At 39.6% G+C, this 16,772-nt stretch carries 19 protein-coding genes; 9 read left to right on the top strand and 10 right to left on the bottom strand.

The window, feature by feature from the left end:
• Positions 1–42 precede the first annotated feature (42 nt).
• The 3 genes from hflD to GBI16_RS00980 are packed head-to-tail and all read right to left on the bottom strand — an operon-like array spanning position 43 to position 2,411.
• Positions 43–774 (bottom strand): high frequency lysogenization protein HflD, encoded by a 732-nt coding sequence (hflD, locus tag GBI16_RS00990; RefSeq protein ID WP_086207815.1) that lies wholly within the window; start codon positions 772–774, stop codon positions 43–45.
• Positions 775–787: 13 nt separating this feature from the next.
• Positions 788–1,921, bottom strand: coding sequence for a tRNA 2-thiouridine(34) synthase MnmA (mnmA, locus tag GBI16_RS00985; protein ID WP_086207814.1), 1,134 nt, complete (start codon positions 1,919–1,921; stop codon positions 788–790).
• A gap of 4 nt (positions 1,922–1,925) precedes the next feature.
• Positions 1,926–2,411, bottom strand: a complete 486-nt coding sequence (locus GBI16_RS00980) for an NUDIX hydrolase (protein ID WP_110975727.1) — start codon at positions 2,409–2,411, stop codon at positions 1,926–1,928.
• A 190-nt stretch (positions 2,412–2,601) separates the two neighbouring features.
• On the opposite strand from GBI16_RS00980, the gene GBI16_RS00975 reads away from it, so the two are divergent.
• Positions 2,602–3,513 (top strand): LysR family transcriptional regulator, encoded by a 912-nt coding sequence (locus tag GBI16_RS00975; protein WP_151706347.1) that lies wholly within the window; start codon positions 2,602–2,604, stop codon positions 3,511–3,513.
• A gap of 7 nt (positions 3,514–3,520) precedes the next feature.
• Here GBI16_RS00975 and GBI16_RS00970 read toward each other — a convergent pair whose 3' ends face one another.
• Positions 3,521–4,030 (bottom strand): SRPBCC domain-containing protein, encoded by a 510-nt coding sequence (locus GBI16_RS00970; protein WP_151706346.1) that lies wholly within the window; start codon positions 4,028–4,030, stop codon positions 3,521–3,523.
• A gap of 288 nt (positions 4,031–4,318) precedes the next feature.
• Positions 4,319–4,996 carry a hydrolase gene (locus GBI16_RS00965; RefSeq protein ID WP_151706345.1) on the bottom strand — a complete coding sequence of 226 codons (678 nt, stop codon included), beginning with the start codon at positions 4,994–4,996 and terminating at the stop codon, positions 4,319–4,321.
• A 125-nt stretch (positions 4,997–5,121) separates the two neighbouring features.
• Between GBI16_RS00965 and GBI16_RS00960 the strand changes: the two genes are divergently transcribed.
• Positions 5,122–6,018: a LysR substrate-binding domain-containing protein gene (locus GBI16_RS00960; RefSeq protein ID WP_151706344.1), complete on the top strand. Its 897-nt coding sequence runs from the start codon at positions 5,122–5,124 to the stop codon at positions 6,016–6,018.
• Positions 6,019–6,052: 34 nt separating this feature from the next.
• On the opposite strand, the gene GBI16_RS00955 is transcribed toward GBI16_RS00960, so the two are convergent.
• The 4 genes from GBI16_RS00955 to GBI16_RS00940 form a co-directional block, all read right to left on the bottom strand.
• The gene (locus tag GBI16_RS00955) at positions 6,053–6,589 is read right to left on the bottom strand and encodes a gamma carbonic anhydrase family protein (protein ID WP_151706343.1); all 537 of its coding nucleotides are present in this window, start codon (positions 6,587–6,589) and stop codon (positions 6,053–6,055) included.
• Between the two features lie 92 nt (positions 6,590–6,681).
• Positions 6,682–7,830 (bottom strand): D-alanyl-D-alanine carboxypeptidase PBP5/6, encoded by a 1,149-nt coding sequence (dacC, locus tag GBI16_RS00950; protein WP_086207807.1) that lies wholly within the window; start codon positions 7,828–7,830, stop codon positions 6,682–6,684.
• Between the two features lie 117 nt (positions 7,831–7,947).
• Complete coding sequence (locus GBI16_RS00945) at positions 7,948–8,334, bottom strand: MCR_0457 family protein (protein ID WP_086207806.1); 387 nt, start codon at positions 8,332–8,334, stop codon at positions 7,948–7,950.
• A gap of 187 nt (positions 8,335–8,521) precedes the next feature.
• Positions 8,522–8,896, bottom strand: coding sequence for an MCR_0457 family protein (locus tag GBI16_RS00940; RefSeq protein ID WP_151706342.1), 375 nt, complete (start codon positions 8,894–8,896; stop codon positions 8,522–8,524).
• Between the two features lie 605 nt (positions 8,897–9,501).
• On the opposite strand from GBI16_RS00940, the gene GBI16_RS00935 reads away from it, so the two are divergent.
• The 4 genes from GBI16_RS00935 to GBI16_RS00920 all read left to right on the top strand — a co-directional run bounded on the left by GBI16_RS00935 (position 9,502) and on the right by GBI16_RS00920 (position 13,346).
• On the top strand, positions 9,502–10,206 hold the full coding sequence (locus tag GBI16_RS00935) for a DUF1003 domain-containing protein (RefSeq protein ID WP_110975301.1): 705 nt from the start codon (positions 9,502–9,504) through the stop codon (positions 10,204–10,206).
• Between the two features lie 372 nt (positions 10,207–10,578).
• Entirely contained in the window at positions 10,579–11,349 is a 771-nt protein-coding gene (gene surE, locus GBI16_RS00930; RefSeq protein WP_151706341.1) for a 5'/3'-nucleotidase SurE, read from the top strand.
• A 153-nt stretch (positions 11,350–11,502) separates the two neighbouring features.
• Positions 11,503–12,321, top strand: a complete 819-nt coding sequence (locus GBI16_RS00925; protein ID WP_110975302.1) for a peptidoglycan DD-metalloendopeptidase family protein — start codon at positions 11,503–11,505, stop codon at positions 12,319–12,321.
• 95 nt (positions 12,322–12,416) lie between these two features.
• Positions 12,417–13,346, top strand: a complete 930-nt coding sequence (locus GBI16_RS00920) for a LysR family transcriptional regulator (protein ID WP_086207799.1) — start codon at positions 12,417–12,419, stop codon at positions 13,344–13,346.
• A 176-nt stretch (positions 13,347–13,522) separates the two neighbouring features.
• Here GBI16_RS00920 and rsmI read toward each other — a convergent pair whose 3' ends face one another.
• The gene (gene rsmI, locus GBI16_RS00915) at positions 13,523–14,365 is read right to left on the bottom strand and encodes a 16S rRNA (cytidine(1402)-2'-O)-methyltransferase (RefSeq protein WP_086207798.1); all 843 of its coding nucleotides are present in this window, start codon (positions 14,363–14,365) and stop codon (positions 13,523–13,525) included.
• 363 nt (positions 14,366–14,728) lie between these two features.
• Here rsmI and GBI16_RS00910 point away from each other — a divergent pair, with 363 nt between their 5' ends.
• The 3 genes from GBI16_RS00910 (at position 14,729) to GBI16_RS00900 (ending at position 16,755) form a co-directional block, all read left to right on the top strand.
• Positions 14,729–15,136 (top strand): YraN family protein, encoded by a 408-nt coding sequence (locus GBI16_RS00910; RefSeq protein ID WP_151706340.1) that lies wholly within the window; start codon positions 14,729–14,731, stop codon positions 15,134–15,136.
• A 61-nt stretch (positions 15,137–15,197) separates the two neighbouring features.
• Entirely contained in the window at positions 15,198–15,881 is a 684-nt protein-coding gene (locus tag GBI16_RS00905) for a BON domain-containing protein (RefSeq protein ID WP_086207796.1), read from the top strand.
• A complete protein-coding gene (locus tag GBI16_RS00900) occupies positions 15,871–16,755 on the top strand; it encodes an alpha/beta hydrolase (RefSeq protein WP_086207795.1) in 885 nt (294 codons plus the stop codon). Before GBI16_RS00905 ends, GBI16_RS00900 begins: the two co-directional genes overlap by 11 nt.
• Positions 16,756–16,772 lie beyond the last annotated feature (17 nt).

Genomic DNA, 16,772 nt, shown 5'->3' with positions numbered 1-16,772 from the left:
TTTGGAATTAAACGTAAAACTAAAAAGCCCGTCGATCATGTGTTAAATCACCTGATACTGTAAACGAGCGAGATCTTGAATATCTTTAAGCAATTTGCGTTTGCTAAACACCATGCCCCATGAACTTCCACCGAGCTGACGCCATAAATGTGCCAATTGTAAGCCTGTAAAGAGGGAAGCACGAATGCGGTTGGTATGTGATGAATCTTTAAATGCTTCTGCATTGCCTCGCACCATAATGCGTGGGTTAATTTGTCCTGCAGTGTCTACGTAGGTTTGTGCGAGGTTGGCAATGATGCTTGGGTGCAAATAGTTATTATCGAAAAAAGAAAGCTGTCTTAAAATTTTTTGTTGGGACTGTTCAATAATTTCAACGAATTTGGGGTTGCTATACACTTTCTTTTCTAATTGTAAGAGTGCCATGGCATAGGTCATGGGAAGTTTAGCAGTGGATAATTTAGGAATTCGAGTTTTGGGTGAGGTATTAAAGGGTTGGGTAATGCTACTTTCTAAGGTTTTCAGTCCTAAGGAGATGTCCGCCAGCTGATGAAAGAAGTCTAAGGTTTGTCCGCTTTGGTTGCCCTTTGGTCGGATATTTAAACTGGCTTTAATCAACTGCTCTAAATAGAAGTTACCGCTTTCCCCAATACTTTGCTGACCGCTCAAGGCGGTCATATGCGTCAGTTGCGCAGACTGAAACACAGCCGCCAACGCCAACGCTCGGTTTTGGCGTTCGTTCAAAGTTTGAGGCTGTTGAAACGGTAACTCAGCCATGTCTTAAAATCCTTTAAATAAAATCAGGTTTAGGAGCATTGGTATGATGAATCACGCCACCGCCTAAACAAACTTCACCTGAGTAGAATACGACACTCTGACCCGGAGTCACGGCACGTTGCGGTTCATCGAACTCAACGCGTACGCCACCTGGGGTAGTCGGATCATTAAAGATCACACAATCTTGGTCATCTTGGCGATAGCGCGTCCGAGAGGTACAACGGAAACCTGTCTCAGGAATCTGCATTTCACCTGCGACCCAGTCAATCGCTTCACTCCAAAGTGTAGTACTTTGCATGAGTGGATGTTCATGACCTTGACCAATCACCAAACGGTTGTTTTCAATATCTTTATGTAGAACGAACCATGCGCCTTCAGCGACACCTTTCAAACCACCAATACCAATACCACCGCGTTGACCGAGCGTATAGTACATTAAGCCGTGATGTTCACCAACCTCTTTGCCATCATCTAAGACGATTTTTCCAGCTTGTGCAGGTAGGTATTGTTTTAAGAAGTCATTAAAACGACGTTCACCAATAAAACATATGCCCGTTGAGTCTTTTTTCTTCGCCGTGACTAAGTCATATTGTTCCGCAATTTTACGTACTTCTGGCTTTTCAATTTCACCCACTGGGAACAAGGTCTTATTAATTTCACGACCATGCACAGCATGTAAGAAATAGGTTTGGTCTTTATTTTTATCTAAACCTCGTAGTAAAGGTGCATATTCCTCACCTTTAGAGTTGGTCATAGTTTCGCCGCGACGTGCATAGTGACCAGTTGCAATAAAGTCCGCGCCTAGTTGCATGGCATGATCTAAGAACGCACGGAATTTGATTTCTTTATTACATAAAATATCTGGGTTTGGGGTACGGCCCGCAGCATATTCTGCTAAGAAATGCTCAAATACACGATCCCAATATTCCATAGCAAAATTGGCGGTGTGTAACTTAATCCCTAGTTTGTCACAGACTGCTTGAGCATCGGCTAAGTCTTCCATCGCTGTGCAGTATTCTGTGCCGTCGTCTTCTTCCCAGTTCTTCATGAAAAGACCCTCAACTTGATAACCTTGTTGAAGAAGAAGAGCAGCAGAAACAGATGAATCTACACCACCCGACATACCGACGATGACACGTTGTTGCATAGGACTAGGCATCCAAACTTGAAATAAGAGGAGAATTTTGGTGCTCATAAACGAGCGATAAAGGATATTTTTGACCCGCGAGTGCGTCTTGAACTGCTTTAATCACCAATGGACTACGCGCACGAGCCGTTTCGAGTAGTTCATCCAAAGTCATCCATACTGCACCGACGATACCTGTATCGAGTTCGGCTGTTGGATGGTGATGAAGTGACTGCGCTAAAAAGCAGAAACGGTAATAGGTACGATCTGGAAACATGGGCGGTGTATAGGTATAAATGCCCAATAACGCATCTATAGACACCTCATGTCCAGTTTCTTCCATTGTTTCACGAATGGCAGCTTCGATGAGGGTTTCACCTGATTCAACATGACCTGCGGGTTGGTTAAATACTGTATGTGTCACACCAGCGCTGTGTTCTTCAACAAACAGAAATTTTCCGTCTTTTTCAACAACGGTTGCGACGGTCACGTGAGCTGTCCAAGCGGTCATGTAAAAGCACCATGGGGAGAAAAGGGTATTCTACAAAATTTAGACCGTGGTGGCTATGTTGAATGTTTTTTTCTTGAAAGATGAATATGCTCAATATGATGATTAGCTAATTTTTAAACACTTTTACTCTATGTATCGAATAAGACTTTCTAGCTTATAATGAAAATAATAAATTTAAGGCTCGCATATCATGAAGCATGATATCAAAAATTTGGATCTCAACTTACTGAAGACCTTTGATGCACTTTTTGATGAGCGTAGTGTAACGGGTGCGGCCAAAAAGTTGTACCTCACTCAGCCTGCTGTGAGTGGAATGTTACAGCGATTGCGTGACTATTTTGAAGACCCATTATTTACGCGTTCTCAACGGGGAATAAACCCAACTTTAAGGGCATTAGAACTTGCGCCAGTCGTTAAAAATATTTTAAGTGATATCCATACTTTACTTAAACCCAGTATTTTTGAGCCCAAAGAGGCTGAGCTTACGCTACGTATTGCAGCTACAGATTATGCATTAAAGACAATCTTGGTACCTTATATTGCTGCGCTGAGACGTTCTGCACCTAAAGTTCAAATTGCAGTGGTTTCTGTGCACAATGATGAGATATTTACTCAATTAGAACGTGGTGTTATTGATTTTGCATTAATTACACCAGAACATGCACATTTAGATTTGCATACTTACGATTTATTTGAAGAACACTATGTTTGTCTCATGAGTGCTCAACATCAAATGGCACAAAATAAACAATTGAGTATTGATGATCTCTGTTCTACAGACCATGCTTTGATTTCTCATGATGGTGGACAATTTGTTGGGGTGACTGACTTGCAGCTTAAAGGACTAAAAAAAAGACGACAGGTAATGTTGTCGGTGAATAGTTTTTTGATCTTGCCTGAGATTTTGAGTACGACAGACTTAATCGCTGTTGTGCCGTCACGTTTAACTCAGAATCTGCAAGGTTTTAAAGTTTTTGAACCTCCTTTAGATATCCCTCATTTTACTAAAACACTGGTCTGGCATGAACGTAACCACCGTGATGCTGCCCAGCAGTGGTTACGGCTCTTATTAATTCAGACAGCGAAGGGAAGTCTGTGCTGAGAGCTCTCTAAATTTTAGATTTTGCTATTTTAACTAGACCGTCTAACCAGTCTTGGTGTCCATTTAACATCGGGTTCGGTTTAGTGTGTGCTAATTCTTGAGCTGGTCGACCTATTTGGGTTTCTTGAGTCAAAATACGGACGCGGTCATGAGGAAGGTCTTCAATTAGCCAAGCATGGTGGACATCCAAGCGATCACTACAATCTGGTTCACCTGCCCAGCCATGCCATGCGATTCTAGCGGGTTGATGATCTTTAGGCGGGGCATACTCAACGACCTGAGCATTGACTGGAAAGCCAAAAGTTTTAAAGAAAAAGACTAAGTTGAGTTCTAAGCATTTTGCACCATTCAAATCAATATCTGAGGCGTTTCCATAATATGAAGGCCATAGATGCGCATTGACTAAAAAAGGCCAAATATCTTGAACGGATAAGTTTGAAACAATCACTTCATTCGAAACAAAGTTATCGGTATGTCCAGGGAGGTAATTTTCAGGCCAGTGGATTGCGTTAAGCATGTTAAATCCTGTTGTTTTCTAGGATTCAAATGATCTACTGCTCTTTTATATAATACTAATTGTATTCTTTAATTTTAATTATACGTTTTTTTTATATCTAAACGGTACTCATTTTTAATGCGATTTTTTATTTTAAGATTTTGATAAATATATCATTTATTATAAAAATGAGTGACTTGGACTGATTTAAACTTCAGTTCAGCAAAATAGGCACCTATAATGAGATGCCTATTTATTTTCAATTTAGCTTTAAACGGTTAATGGCGGTTCAGCCTTGATTATTTTAGATTAGCGATTGGAATCTAGAACTTCGTTATTCTGAACGACTTCTTGCGCTTTCACATAGCTTTCCATCAACAGTGCATAAGCAGGAAAGATCTGAGTGTAGACTTGAGCCCATTCCTGAGCATCTTCACGATTCCATGTTTTTTGGATTTCAGAAGCAACTGCCGCAGTATCCATCGGTACAACACCTGCTTGAACCACACGTGCAAGAGTAATTTCCTCTGCCATTTTGGTGTATGTCCCTGAAGCATCAATCACTGCGAAAACTTTATAACCTTCAGCAACTGCACTAATCGCAGGGAAAGCCATACATACACTAGTAATGGTTCCTGCAATAATTAACGTCTTTTTCCCTGTCGCTTTGACTGCATCGACAAAGTCTGGGTTATCCCATGCATTAATTTCACCTTTACGTGCTACATATTGTGCATGTGGGGCATTTTGGTGTATTTCTGGAATTAAGGGACCATTTGGACCTTGAGGAACAGAAGCTGTTGTAATGACTGGAATATTGGTGAGTGATGCAATTTTTGCCAAAGCCGCCGCGCGTTGACGCAATTCAGGCATCGGCATATCACCTACAGTTTGAAATAAACCACTTTGATGGTCAATTAAAAGCATCGCTGAATCTGTTGGATCAATCACAGGACGTTGGTCATTGAAGTTTGCTGGAGTAGACATTTTTATTACCTTTTGTATGGATTAACTGGTGATTGCTATGTTAATTTCATGACAAAGGTGAAAAAATACCTAATATGGGAAACATTGTCATACTAAAAGAACAATTAGATGTTCAGGGATTGTAGATGAAAGATTTTAATGACCTGTATTATTTTGCTAAAGTGATTGAGTATGGTGGTTTTTCTGCAGCCAGCAACGAGTTAATGATCACGAAATCCTTGCTGAGTCGCAGAATTGCAGAGTTGGAAGAGCGTTTAGGGGTAAAGCTACTTAACCGAACCACACGCAGTGTGTCCGTGACGGAAGTTGGAAAAGTCTATTATCAGCACTGCCAAGCCATGATTATTGAGGCTGAAGCGGCCGATGCAGCTATTGAAATGCTCAGTTTAGAACCTGTAGGCACAGTGAAAATCTCATGTCCTGTGAATTTATTGCATTTGAATGTCAGCACTATGCTGAATGATTTTTTAAAGAAATATCCCAAAGTGCGTTTGCATGTTGAAGCCACCAATCGAAAAGTAGATTTGATGAATGAGCGTTACGATCTAGCAATACGTATCCGCCCCTTACCACTAGAAGATAGTGGACTCGTTGTACGTAACTTGTCTTTGTCTCGGCAGTTTATTGTGGCGAGTCCACAATTGGCCTATCAGCAGTTTTCCATTCAACATCCTAAAGAGTTAAATCAATGGCCTGTGTTGATGATGGAGTCATTTGTACCTGAATATCATTGGAAGTTATTCGATGAAAATGAAGAACTATACGTGCTGAAGTGTGAACCGAGACTGACCACTACCGATCTCAACGCATTGCATGTAGCGACTTTACAAGGTCTTGGGATTGCCAAGTTGCCTGAACTAATTATTCATCAGGATTTAAAAGAAGGGCGTTTAGTCAAAGTAATTCCAAACTGGGAGCCAAAACCAGAGTTGATTCACTTAGCTTATACCTCTAGACGTGGTTTGTTACCATCAGTGAAAGCCTTAATTGACTTTTTGGTGACAGCATTTGAAAAATATTAAGAAATGAAAAGTGCGATGCAACTCGCACATAGGTCTATGACTCTAAATAATGCCCTGAAACTTTCACATAGTTTTGTGCTGAATAGGGTAAAAATGCTAATTCTTTTTCCGTAAGTGTGCGTACCTTTTTAGCTGGGCTTCCGACATATAAATAGCCACTTTCCAGCACTTTTCCAGGAGGCACTAGTGTGCCTGCACCAATCATGACATCGTCAGGAATAACGACATCATCCAAAACAATGCTGTTGATGCCAATCAATACGCGATTGCCAATAGTACAACCATGTAAAGTGACATGATGTCCAATAGTCACATCATCACCAATGATCAAAGGAGAACCGTTAGGTTTGTCTACTTTTTTATGACTGACATGCAGCATCGTATGGTCTTGTACATTTGAGTTTTTACCAATTCGGATTGAATTTACATCGCCTCGAATCACAGCAAAAGGCCAGACTGAAACATTGTCAGCCAAAATGACATCGCCAATCACTACGGACATTGCATCAATATAGCAATTGTTACCCAGTTGCGGTGTGGTGTTCAAATAGGGGCGAATATTTTTAGCCATATTGGTGTTCTGCTTTTATGTAGGTGCTCATTATAAAATAAAAAAGCACCCAGACCGAGGTGTGGATGCTTTAACTTAAGTCTAAATATGACTTAGAATAAGTTTGAGAAGAATTGTTTGATGTGATCTAACATACGCGCAAAGAAGCCTGCTTCTTCAACATCTTTTAATGCAACCAGTGGCTTTTCAGCAATCACTTTACCATCAAGGCTTGCAACGTATTTACCAACCACTTGACCCTTTTTCAACGGTGCAGTGAGTTTCGGTTGAACTACAATCTGCGTTTTAATAGAGTTGGCTTGACCTTTAGGCATGGTCACGTTGAACGTTTCAGCTAGGCCCACAGGGACTTCACTGTCTTTACCAAACCACACTTTTGATTTGGCTAAAACTTGGTTCGCTGCTTGTACGTTTTTAGTTTCAAAGTTCGCATAACCCCACGCTAAAATTTCACGTGTTTGTGTTGCGCGTTCTTGCATGCTTGGCGCACCAAAAATCACCGAAATTAAACGCATAGGCCCGCGTTTTGCTGATGTGGTCAAGCAATAACCCGCTTCATCAGTATGGCCAGTTTTCAAACCATCGACACTTGGGTCGGTATAAAGCAAGGCATTTCGGTTACCTTGTTTAATACCGTTAAAGCTAAACTCTTTTTCAGAATAAATAGGATAGTATTTTGAGCTATCATGAATGATATGCTGTGCAAGCGTTGCCATGTCTTTAGCGGTTGAGTAGTGACCTTCAGCTGGCATACCAGTTGAATTCATAAAGCTGGTATTGCTCATACCGATACGTTTTGCTTCAGAATTCATCATATGTACGAAAGTACCTTCGTTACCAGCAATGTGCTCAGCCATCGCTTTAGATGCATCATTTCCCGATTGAATGATAATGCCTCGTAGCATCTCTAATGCAGTTGCAGTACCGTTCAAAGGAACATACATACATGATTCTGAACTGCTGCCACGACACCATGCAGATTCGTTCATGCGAACTTTTTCATTTTCAGTCAGTTCACCTGCCAGCAATTTCTGTTCAATAATGAAGCTGGTCATCATTTTTGTCATTGAGGCAGGTGCTAATTTTTCGTTTTCATTTTTTGATGCGAGGATTTGCCCAGTCTCATAGTCCATCAGCACGTATGATTTATTATTTAGTTCTGGTGGTGAGGATAAGACAGTTGCTGCAAAGGAAATGCTTGGTACGAGTAATGCCGCAGCAAGGGCGCTTTTTTGAATCATTCTAAGGGGTTCCGATTTCTTTAGTATAAGCACGAGAGCCTTGCATTTTAGGACAAAGTTCTGCCGACTTCTATGGGAGAAATCGGCTTATTTTAAAGATATTGTAACCAATTGGTATTATTTGCTGTAAGTACTCAATTCTGTACAAATTTCTTGATTCTTTGCTTTGCCTGCTTTTTTTGCATCGGCTTGCGCTTCAGCTAAAATTGGCTTGAATTTTTTTTCTTTACTGAGTTTTTTCAGATATGCAGTAGGGTTTTCTTGTTGTGGAAGATACTCTTTTGCTAAAGAGTTATAGCCATTTTCAAACTGCTTTTGGTCAGAAACTAGATCTGGGCAAACTTCTGAGAGTACATAAATTGCAGCTAATTCTTGTTGAGTCACTTGTTGTAGTGGAGTGACTTCAATATTTTCATCTTTAGTGGCTGCTTGCGCGGAACTGATGACCATTAAAGTAGAACTGCACACCGCTAAAATCACTTTTTTCATCATATTCAAATTCATTTGAAACCTTAAGACCATATTTGTTAGTGCCATAATATGATGAGCTTAAACAAATTTTAAGTAAATGTAAGCGAATAAATGTATAGAAGCTGTTGAGGTAAATTTACAGTGTTGACATTTTTGATGTTAAAAAAGGTGAATATTTTGATTTATTCACCTTTTTTATTCTGCACGGCTGGCTACTCAATTAAGCTTCAAAGTTTACGACATCATCACATACAGATTTTTGTTCTGCTTTGTCTGAACCGTTTGCATCTGCACGTGCCGCTTTGAGGATAGATTGGTATTCGCTATCTGACTGTAATTTTGCGTATGTCATCGACTTGTCAGAATAATCTTGCAAATATGTTTGAATAAGCGCTTGGATGTTACTTTCAATTTTAGGAGCTTGACCCACCAAAGCAGGGCAAAATTCAGTCATGACTTGCGCTGCTGCAATATCTTCTTTCACAATGGTATTGGCTTCTTCTGTACTTAATCCTTCAACAGCAAAAGCAGATTGAGAGATTATGATAGCCATGCCTAATCCGAAGAAATTACGTAATGTTAAGGTTTTAATCATTTTTAAAATCACATATTTATGGTGGATACGGAGCAACCAATATATATATTTTCAGTTAGAATTCAATGAAAAGTTCTCACCAGTCATTTTAATAGAAATTTTTTTGAATATTTTGATAGTGGACAAGTATGACCTCATTGAGGTTATTTATTAGGCATTTTTAATTGAGGCTTGCTTGATGATGAGCTACTTAATTCGATAAATGTTTATATTTTGGAAAATGTGTCGACAGATGAGCCATCTGAGTACAACATTGTTTTGATTTTAGTGAGATTTAGCCAGATGGCTATAATGTTAAGCGGTGAGAGCATAAAGAAAAACTTATTGAGTGCTGAATTAGAAAATATTATAAATTTCAAATATATAATTTATCTTATGATATTTCTAAGCCTTAGAACATAGTTGCGAGTTATAATCCGTGTAGGGATATCGTGGGAAAAGAAATCTTCGATGTTTAGGTTTAGTGGGACGATATATTGATATTTTCTATGGAAATATGAATGGCTGTCATTCATTTGAAAAGTCGTGAAATTTGACATTGGTTTGAAATTTATTCGATTATGCTTACTCCCCAAAAACCATAATGATTATTAAAGCGAGTGATCATGAGTGAAAAAAATGAAAGTCGTGAGTGTCTAGTCTGTGGGGAAAAATTCCTCATTAAAAATATCATTCCTATGGGGACAATACGAAAATCCATCATTGAAGAAATTGCACATGACTTCCCAGAATGGTCACCGCAAAGTTATATTTGCCAAGCAGATTTAGCCAAATATCGAATTCAGTATGTTCATTCACTGTTAAAATCTGAGAAAGGAGAGGTCACAGATCTTGAGCGTGAAGTCATTAAAAGTCTGCAACACCATGAGGTGATCACTCAAAATGTAGAAGATCAGCTCAATCAAAATTGGAGTCTAGGGGAAAGATTGGCAGATAGAATTGCTAGTTTTGGTGGCAGTTGGGCTTTTCTCATGTGCTTTGCGCTTTTCCTTGCGATCTGGATTATTATCAATACAGTCGTGATGGTTTCACATCCTGCGGATCCATATCCCTTTATTTTATTAAATTTAATTTTATCTTGTATCGCAGCTGTTCAGGCTCCCGTTATTATGATGAGCCAAAATAGGCAAGAAGCCAAAGACAGGTTGCGTTCGCAAAACGATTATAAAATAAATTTAAAGGCAGAGTTAGAAATTCAACATTTAAATGAAAAACTAGATCATCTATTGATGCATCAGTGGAATAGATTAGCTCAAATACAAGAAATACAACTGGATTTGTTATCTGAAATGAGTAAAAAACATGAATAATTTGATGGACAAATACTGAATATAATTATCGGTTAGATTATCTTTTCTTTGGCTTGTTTTCTATGCTTAAGCCTGAAGCAGCTAGCTTATTTTATCTTGCTGCTTTCTTCCTTTTGTAAAGTAATAACTGAATATTCATTCAGACTCGTTGTTCCTGCTTTTCAGATGGCTTTATCTCAATGTATAGTGCAGTCTGCACCTAAGATGCGATACGTTTTTATTTTGGCGTTGAAGGCATTAAATTCTTTAGCTAATGTTTTCATATTATCTGTAAATCTACTGATTTTAATTGCTGACTAAAAATGGCTAAGTTTAAGATAAACTTAGGTGTATACATTTTTTATAGACTCATGCAGATTTAAGAAGACCTCAGTGAATATTTTAATAGCTAATGACGATGGTGTTTTTGCCCCTGGTATTCAAGCACTGGCACGTGCTTTACGTCCTTTAGGTCGAGTTGTAATTGTAGCCCCAGAAAGTGAACGCAGCGGTTTTTCTAGCGCTTTGACCTTGGATCGCCCGTTACGCCCAATTGAAATTGCACCTGACATGTGGGCAGTCAATGGTACACCTGCAGACTGTGTGTATTTGTCTATGAATGGTTTGTTTGATTTTGAATTTGACCTTGTTGTAAGTGGGATTAACAGTGGGGCAAATTTGGGGGATGATGTGCTGTACTCAGGAACAGTGGGTGCAGCTTTTGAAGGTCGACTCATGAAGCAACCGGCGATTGCAGTATCATTGGCTGGGCCAGAAGTACGTTCTTACAACAGCCCAGAAGATTATCAATATGCAGCACAATGGGTACATGACTTTGTTCAACAAGGTTTGCCTACGCTACCAGCACGACATATTTTAAACATTAATATCCCGGATGTAGCAGAGTTACAGGGAGCGAAAATCACCTATCAAGGACGTCGTAGTCAGTCGAAACCAATTACCAGCCATGTTGACCCACGTGGGCGCCAAGTCTATTGGATTGGATTATCTGGTGAAGCGGTAGTAGAGCCTAAACAGGGGTATGATGCTGTAGAGTCTGACTTTTTTGCAGTGGCACATGGTTTTGTGAGTATTACCCCTATTCAAATGGATGCCACCAATTATGACGTTTTACATGCATTACAAGTCCAAATGAACCCATAAATAGCCATACAGCTGGGTAATACAAGGCGTATGCTCAACTGTTTGTTATAACTTTGTGAAAATACGCGCAGAGATACTATTTCTACATGCTTTTTTGCTAATCTTAGCGCAAATTAAATTTATTATTTTTGTATTTTTTAGAGAGTAAGATAAATGTCTGTGTTGTCTCAAATCCGTTTCATTGCAGTACCCGCAGCCATGTTGAAGACAGTTGTTTTATCAACTGCTGTTGTTTCGACTGTTATTTTAAGTGGTTGTGCGTCTAAGCCACAGGTCAACAATGCAACACGTTTTGCGAAAGCACCAGACTATTATACGGTTCGTTCGGGTGATACTTTGAGTGGTATTGCGATGCGTTATGGGCTGAGTTATTTGTCAGTTGCAGAGATGAATGATATTGCTGCACCGTACCGAATTTATGTGGGGCAATCACTACGCTTAAAAGGCTCAGGGAGCCCGCGTACCACAACAACACAACCAATGACCCAAGTTGCTCCAATTCAACGTCAAAATGTTGGTCTCCCGAGTCAAAATACAGCCACCACAACCAGCACGACTCCTGCTAAAGTACCGACTGCACCTGTTGCGAGCTCGCAAACCTCGACTTTACGTTGGGTTAAACCGAGTAATGGGGCTGTATTGCAAGGTTACAATTTAGCCAATAATGTGAAAGGTATTCGCTATGCTGGTAACCAAGGCGATCCAATCTATGCAGCAGCAGATGGGCAGGTGGTATATGCGGCAGACGGTTTAAAAGAATATGGGAACTTAATTTTGATCAAGCATATTGATGGCTATATCACAGCCTATGCACATAATAGTGCAATGAATGTGAAGAGCGGTCAAAATGTGACAGCGGGCCAAAAAATTGCTGAAATGGGATCAACAGGCACAAATCGTACCATGTTGGAGTTCCAAGTACGCCTAGATGGCAAGCCAATCAATCCGACTATAGTTTTACCATTAAATTAAAAAATCTGGATGCAAAGCAAAAAATTCACCGTATAATACAATGAGTTGTTTTTATCGAAAAGATGAAAACTTCTCATGAATCCAGAGAGAATTTTATGTTAGATCAACTACGGGCAATGGGTGTTTTTGCTTGTGTTGTAGAAAAAAGTTCCTTTAGTGGTGCTGCGCGTGAGCTAGGCATCACTACAAGTGCTGTGAGCCAGCAAATTCGTTCTTTAGAGCAAGAGATGGAAGTTGTTCTTCTACATCGCTCAACTCGAAAGTTGAATTTAACTGAAGCAGGTCAGGCTTTTTTCCACAGCTGTCAAGAAATGCTCGCCGCTGCTGAACGTGGCAAAATACGTATCAATGAATTGCGCGATGATCTAGTCGGTGAGCTACGAATAGCGACTACGCCAGAGTTGGGTGCAAATCATGTGATTCCTGCTTTGTCACATTGGATGTCTGCACATCGTGGATTATCCGTTCATATAGAAGCAGATAATCATTATGTGGACTTGCTTGCAGGGCGTATTGATATTGCTTTAAGAATGGGGCCAATAGTTGACGATCAGAGTTTTCATGTTGTGCCTTTGGCTCGTGTTGAACAAATTTTGGTTGCATCGCCGAGTTATTTGAACCAGTCGGCGCCAATTTCACGACCTGAAGATTTAAAAAATCACGATCTTATTCCGATTACCATCATGAAAAATAATCATGATTTTGATTTTAAAAATGTGGTTACAGGTGAGATGGTTGAGCTTGAGATGAAATCGAGAGTAGCCAGTAACAATATTTTGGTGACAAAAACGCTGTGCCAGCATGGTCATGGGGTTGCTCGGATTTTATATTTGGATGTACAAAAAGAATTGGTGAACGGTTCTTTAGTAGAAGTTATTCCAGAATGGAAGCTACCAAATTTTACTTTATATGCTATCACTTCAAAGCATGAACAACAGCCGATGAAGATCCATCGTTGTTTGGATGCCTTGAAACAATACTTTTGCCAACTACCTGGCGGTCGTATCTACCAAGAAGCAAGTTAATTCTATAGAGACAATACTCAAGTATGAGGCAAAGCTCTACACATTCTTACTTATAAATTTTTACTGATATAAAAACATAATTTGAGGTTAAGCGGTTCATATGGATCCGCTTAACATTTAGAGCAGTAGAACGAGGCAAAATAACCTAAATTCTGCTGCTCTTTATTTTTGTATTTTTAAGCGTCACCTTGAGTGAGTTCTAAAGCGCGTTGGTAGGCAATTTTCTTTTTGATCCCTGTTAAGTCGGCAGCCAATTGAGATGCAGCTTTTACAGATAAATCTTGTAAGAGGCGTGTTAAAAGCTGATCAAGCTTTTCTTGTTCCATATCCTTTTCTGCAGTTGCACCGCCTACAACCAGAACAATTTCACCTTTTTGTTGATGATGGTCGTTGGCAATGAACGCCACCAGTTCACCTAAAGTCATTTTCTTTATGGTTTCAAAGGTTTTGGTAATTTCACGTGCAAAACCAACAGGGCGATCTGCTCCAAACACCTTCGCCATATCTGTCACACTGTCTAAAATGCGATGTGGTGCTTCATAAAAAATTAGCGTTTGTGTCTCGTCTTTGAGTTTTTCTAGGTTTGCTAGTCGCTGAGTTTGTTTGGAGGATAAAAATCCCTCGAAGCTAAAACGGTCACTGGGTAAGCCTACTGAACTTAAAGCAGCAATTGCGGCACAAGCGCCAGGGACAGGAATGACGCGGATATTATGCTCTTGTGCAGCACGAACCAATTTAAAACCGGGATCACTAATCAGTGGCGTACCTGCATCACTGATCAGTGCCATGTCTTCGCCCTTTAGCAAGCGCTGAATTAACAAGTCGATTTTATTACTTTCGTTGTGATCATGACATGCAGTAAGAGGGGTTTGAATATTGAAGTGCTTAAGAAGTTGAGCTGAGGTTCGTGTATCTTCAGCAGCAATCACTTTTACTGACTTTAATACATCAATTGCACGATAAGTCATGTCATCTAAGTGCCCGATAGGGGTTGCGACTACAAATAACTGGGCACTCATGGGTTTTCTCCGCACTGCAAAATAATAAAAGGACTTCGCTTGAAAGTCTAAAAGTGCAATATATCTTTTCAAACATACTGCAATCCATCATTCTACCCGAATTGCTCGCTATGGCGCGAATTAGAATCTATGAGACATCTATTTTCCAGCTACAATTTAAGACTTCGCTTGAAATTTGGCTATTAAGAAATAAGGAAAAGTAGAAGTCATCAAGAGAAGTGGTGGTGATACATCTCAGATCAGAGCTTTTATGTCTAAGCGGATAGGAAGATAATGAAAGTCATCAAGATGTATATAATTTAAGCTGTGATTTTTAGATCATACTGCCATTCATAGAAAATAATAACGGGGAAATAGAACAGAATGAAACTGGGACAGTGGGCAGAGCAGCAAGCTTTGGTCTTATTAGAACAACAGGGTTATGTTTATGTGGTAGGCAATTATCATTCAAGATTTGGTGAAATTGATTTAATTGTACAGAAGGAGCAAGAGTTGGTCTTTGTTGAGGTTAAAGCGCGATCAAGAACGCGATTTGCGCAAGCTGTTGAAACAATTTCCCAGTCAAAACAGCGTAAAATAGCCAAAACGGCCATGTTATTTTTACAAGATCATCCACATTTCCAGCATTATTATTGTCGCTTTGATGTGATTTGTTTTGATTTTTTTAAAGAAATTGCAAAAACCATACAGCAAGATTTTTCAAAATTCACTTATGATCAGCAATGGATAGAAAATGCTTTTACTTTTGATCAAGACTTTATTAATCTTTGAACAAAATCAGAGCTGAAATGCTGCATTAAAAATAGTTTGAAAAATTGAGGAGTCTTGCTGAGTGTTCAATCGTATTGCAATGACCGTATTATGTGTCGCAAGTTTATCTGGATGTGCAAGTTTCATTTCGGGTGGAACAGGGACAGCTGCTGTAGGAACAGAAAGTGGTGCGCGTTCATTAGGACAAGTTTTCATCGACTCTTCAATTGAGCGTACTGCAAAAATTAATTTATATAAATTGGATAGCCGTTTTAAACAGTCACGTGTCAATATTGAAAGTTTTCACGGCAATGTACTATTAACAGGACAAGTTCCTGATCAGCATTTACGTCAACTTGCAGAAGATAATGTCCGTGCGATGTCGGATGTGAAAACGGTACATAATTATATTACTGTTGGAGACCAGATCAGTTACGGTACGATCATGCAAGATACATCGGTGACGGCTAATACCCGTGGTTTGATTATGAAAGCAGCGGTGGTTTCTGATGCAAAAGTACGGATTCACACAGAAGATGGCGTGTTGTACGTGATGGGGCGTTTAAATACTGCTGAAATTGCGGACTTAAACCAAGTATTACAACAAGTGGGTAATGTCACTAAAATTATTACCTTAGTTGATAACATTGAACAACAATCACAAACGAGCAATGCATTTGCATCACCTATGATGAATGCTGTACCTACAGAACAAACACCTGTAGCGATAGACCCAGACCAAGTTGAGCCAAGTAATGTTCAATAAACTTCAGCCTTTTATTAAAGGACTGAATCGTTCGGTAGAGTATGCAAGATTACTGTACCGTGATTTTCGTATTTATGATGTCGGTAGCTATGCCCTAAACCGTTTAACGCCGCGTAAAGGCTATTTCGTTCAAGAAAATGTAGCTTATGGTTTGCGTGCGCGACATCGTTTGGATTTGTTTCGCACACAAACGCCACGTGAGCATCGTCCACTAATTGTTTTTGTGCATGGTGGTGCGTGGATGCATGGTGATAAGAAAGACTATCGCTTCATTGGTGAGGCTTTTGCTAAAGAAGGTTTTGATGTGGCAGTGATTAATTATCATTTGGCACCTGAGCATATCTTTCCGACCTCAATTGATGACTTGAGTTTGGCTTTAAACTTTTTAAATGTGCATCAACAAAAGTATCAGATTTCGACTGAAAAAGTTGTATTGATGGGGCATTCCGCAGGTGCATTTAATGTGATGTCGGCGCTTTATCATCCTAAGCCTTATGAGATCCAGTGCCGAAGTCAAATTACCGCCATTATTGGTTTGGCAGGGCCTTATCATTTTGACTATAAAGGCGATCCAATTTGTGCAGATGCTTTTGATCAAAACAAGCCTTATCAAGAAGTCATGCCGTATTATTTTGTTGAGTCAAATACGGTGAAACATTATCTGCTGGTTGCAGAAAATGATGACATTGTTGGCTTAAGCAATGCTGTTGACTTGGATCGTAGATTGAAAGAAAAGGGTAATTACAGTCAACTTTGGACCGTACCACGTATGGGACATATCTCGATGATTGGTTCAGTATCAAGTTTATTTAGTCGTTACTTTAGTACCAAGCAAAAAATCATGCAGGCGTTAGAGGATGCACTTAAGCATTAATTGGGTCGTAACTTATC

It is taken from the genome of Acinetobacter sp. TUM15064, assembly GCF_008980265.1.
Lineage (GTDB): Bacteria > Pseudomonadota > Gammaproteobacteria > Pseudomonadales > Moraxellaceae > Acinetobacter.
Note: the sequence above shows the minus strand (reverse complement) of the source record. Positions and strands in the feature narration are given on the sequence as shown.

Excerpts from the sequence above, each read along its gene's own strand:
- hflD (WP_086207815.1), bottom strand. The coding sequence starts at position 774 with ATGGCTGAGTTACCGTTTCAACAGCCTCAAACTTTGAACGAACGCCAA.
- mnmA (WP_086207814.1), bottom strand. The coding sequence starts at position 1,921 with ATGCAACAACGTGTCATCGTCGGTATGTCGGGTGGTGTAGATTCATCT.
- GBI16_RS00980 (WP_110975727.1), bottom strand. The coding sequence starts at position 2,411 with ATGACCGCTTGGACAGCTCACGTGACCGTCGCAACCGTTGTTGAAAAA.
- GBI16_RS00975 (WP_151706347.1), top strand. The coding sequence starts at position 2,602 with ATGAAGCATGATATCAAAAATTTGGATCTCAACTTACTGAAGACCTTT.
- GBI16_RS00970 (WP_151706346.1), bottom strand. The coding sequence starts at position 4,030 with ATGCTTAACGCAATCCACTGGCCTGAAAATTACCTCCCTGGACATACC.
- GBI16_RS00965 (WP_151706345.1), bottom strand. The coding sequence starts at position 4,996 with ATGTCTACTCCAGCAAACTTCAATGACCAACGTCCTGTGATTGATCCA.
- GBI16_RS00960 (WP_151706344.1), top strand. The coding sequence starts at position 5,122 with ATGAAAGATTTTAATGACCTGTATTATTTTGCTAAAGTGATTGAGTAT.
- GBI16_RS00955 (WP_151706343.1), bottom strand. The coding sequence starts at position 6,589 with ATGGCTAAAAATATTCGCCCCTATTTGAACACCACACCGCAACTGGGT.
- dacC (WP_086207807.1), bottom strand. The coding sequence starts at position 7,830 with ATGATTCAAAAAAGCGCCCTTGCTGCGGCATTACTCGTACCAAGCATT.
- GBI16_RS00945 (WP_086207806.1), bottom strand. The coding sequence starts at position 8,334 with ATGAATTTGAATATGATGAAAAAAGTGATTTTAGCGGTGTGCAGTTCT.
- GBI16_RS00940 (WP_151706342.1), bottom strand. The coding sequence starts at position 8,896 with ATGATTAAAACCTTAACATTACGTAATTTCTTCGGATTAGGCATGGCT.
- GBI16_RS00935 (WP_110975301.1), top strand. The coding sequence starts at position 9,502 with ATGAGTGAAAAAAATGAAAGTCGTGAGTGTCTAGTCTGTGGGGAAAAA.
- GBI16_RS00925 (WP_110975302.1), top strand. The coding sequence starts at position 11,503 with ATGTCTGTGTTGTCTCAAATCCGTTTCATTGCAGTACCCGCAGCCATG.
- GBI16_RS00920 (WP_086207799.1), top strand. The coding sequence starts at position 12,417 with ATGTTAGATCAACTACGGGCAATGGGTGTTTTTGCTTGTGTTGTAGAA.
- rsmI (WP_086207798.1), bottom strand. The coding sequence starts at position 14,365 with ATGAGTGCCCAGTTATTTGTAGTCGCAACCCCTATCGGGCACTTAGAT.
- GBI16_RS00910 (WP_151706340.1), top strand. The coding sequence starts at position 14,729 with ATGAAACTGGGACAGTGGGCAGAGCAGCAAGCTTTGGTCTTATTAGAA.
- GBI16_RS00900 (WP_086207795.1), top strand. The coding sequence starts at position 15,871 with ATGTTCAATAAACTTCAGCCTTTTATTAAAGGACTGAATCGTTCGGTA.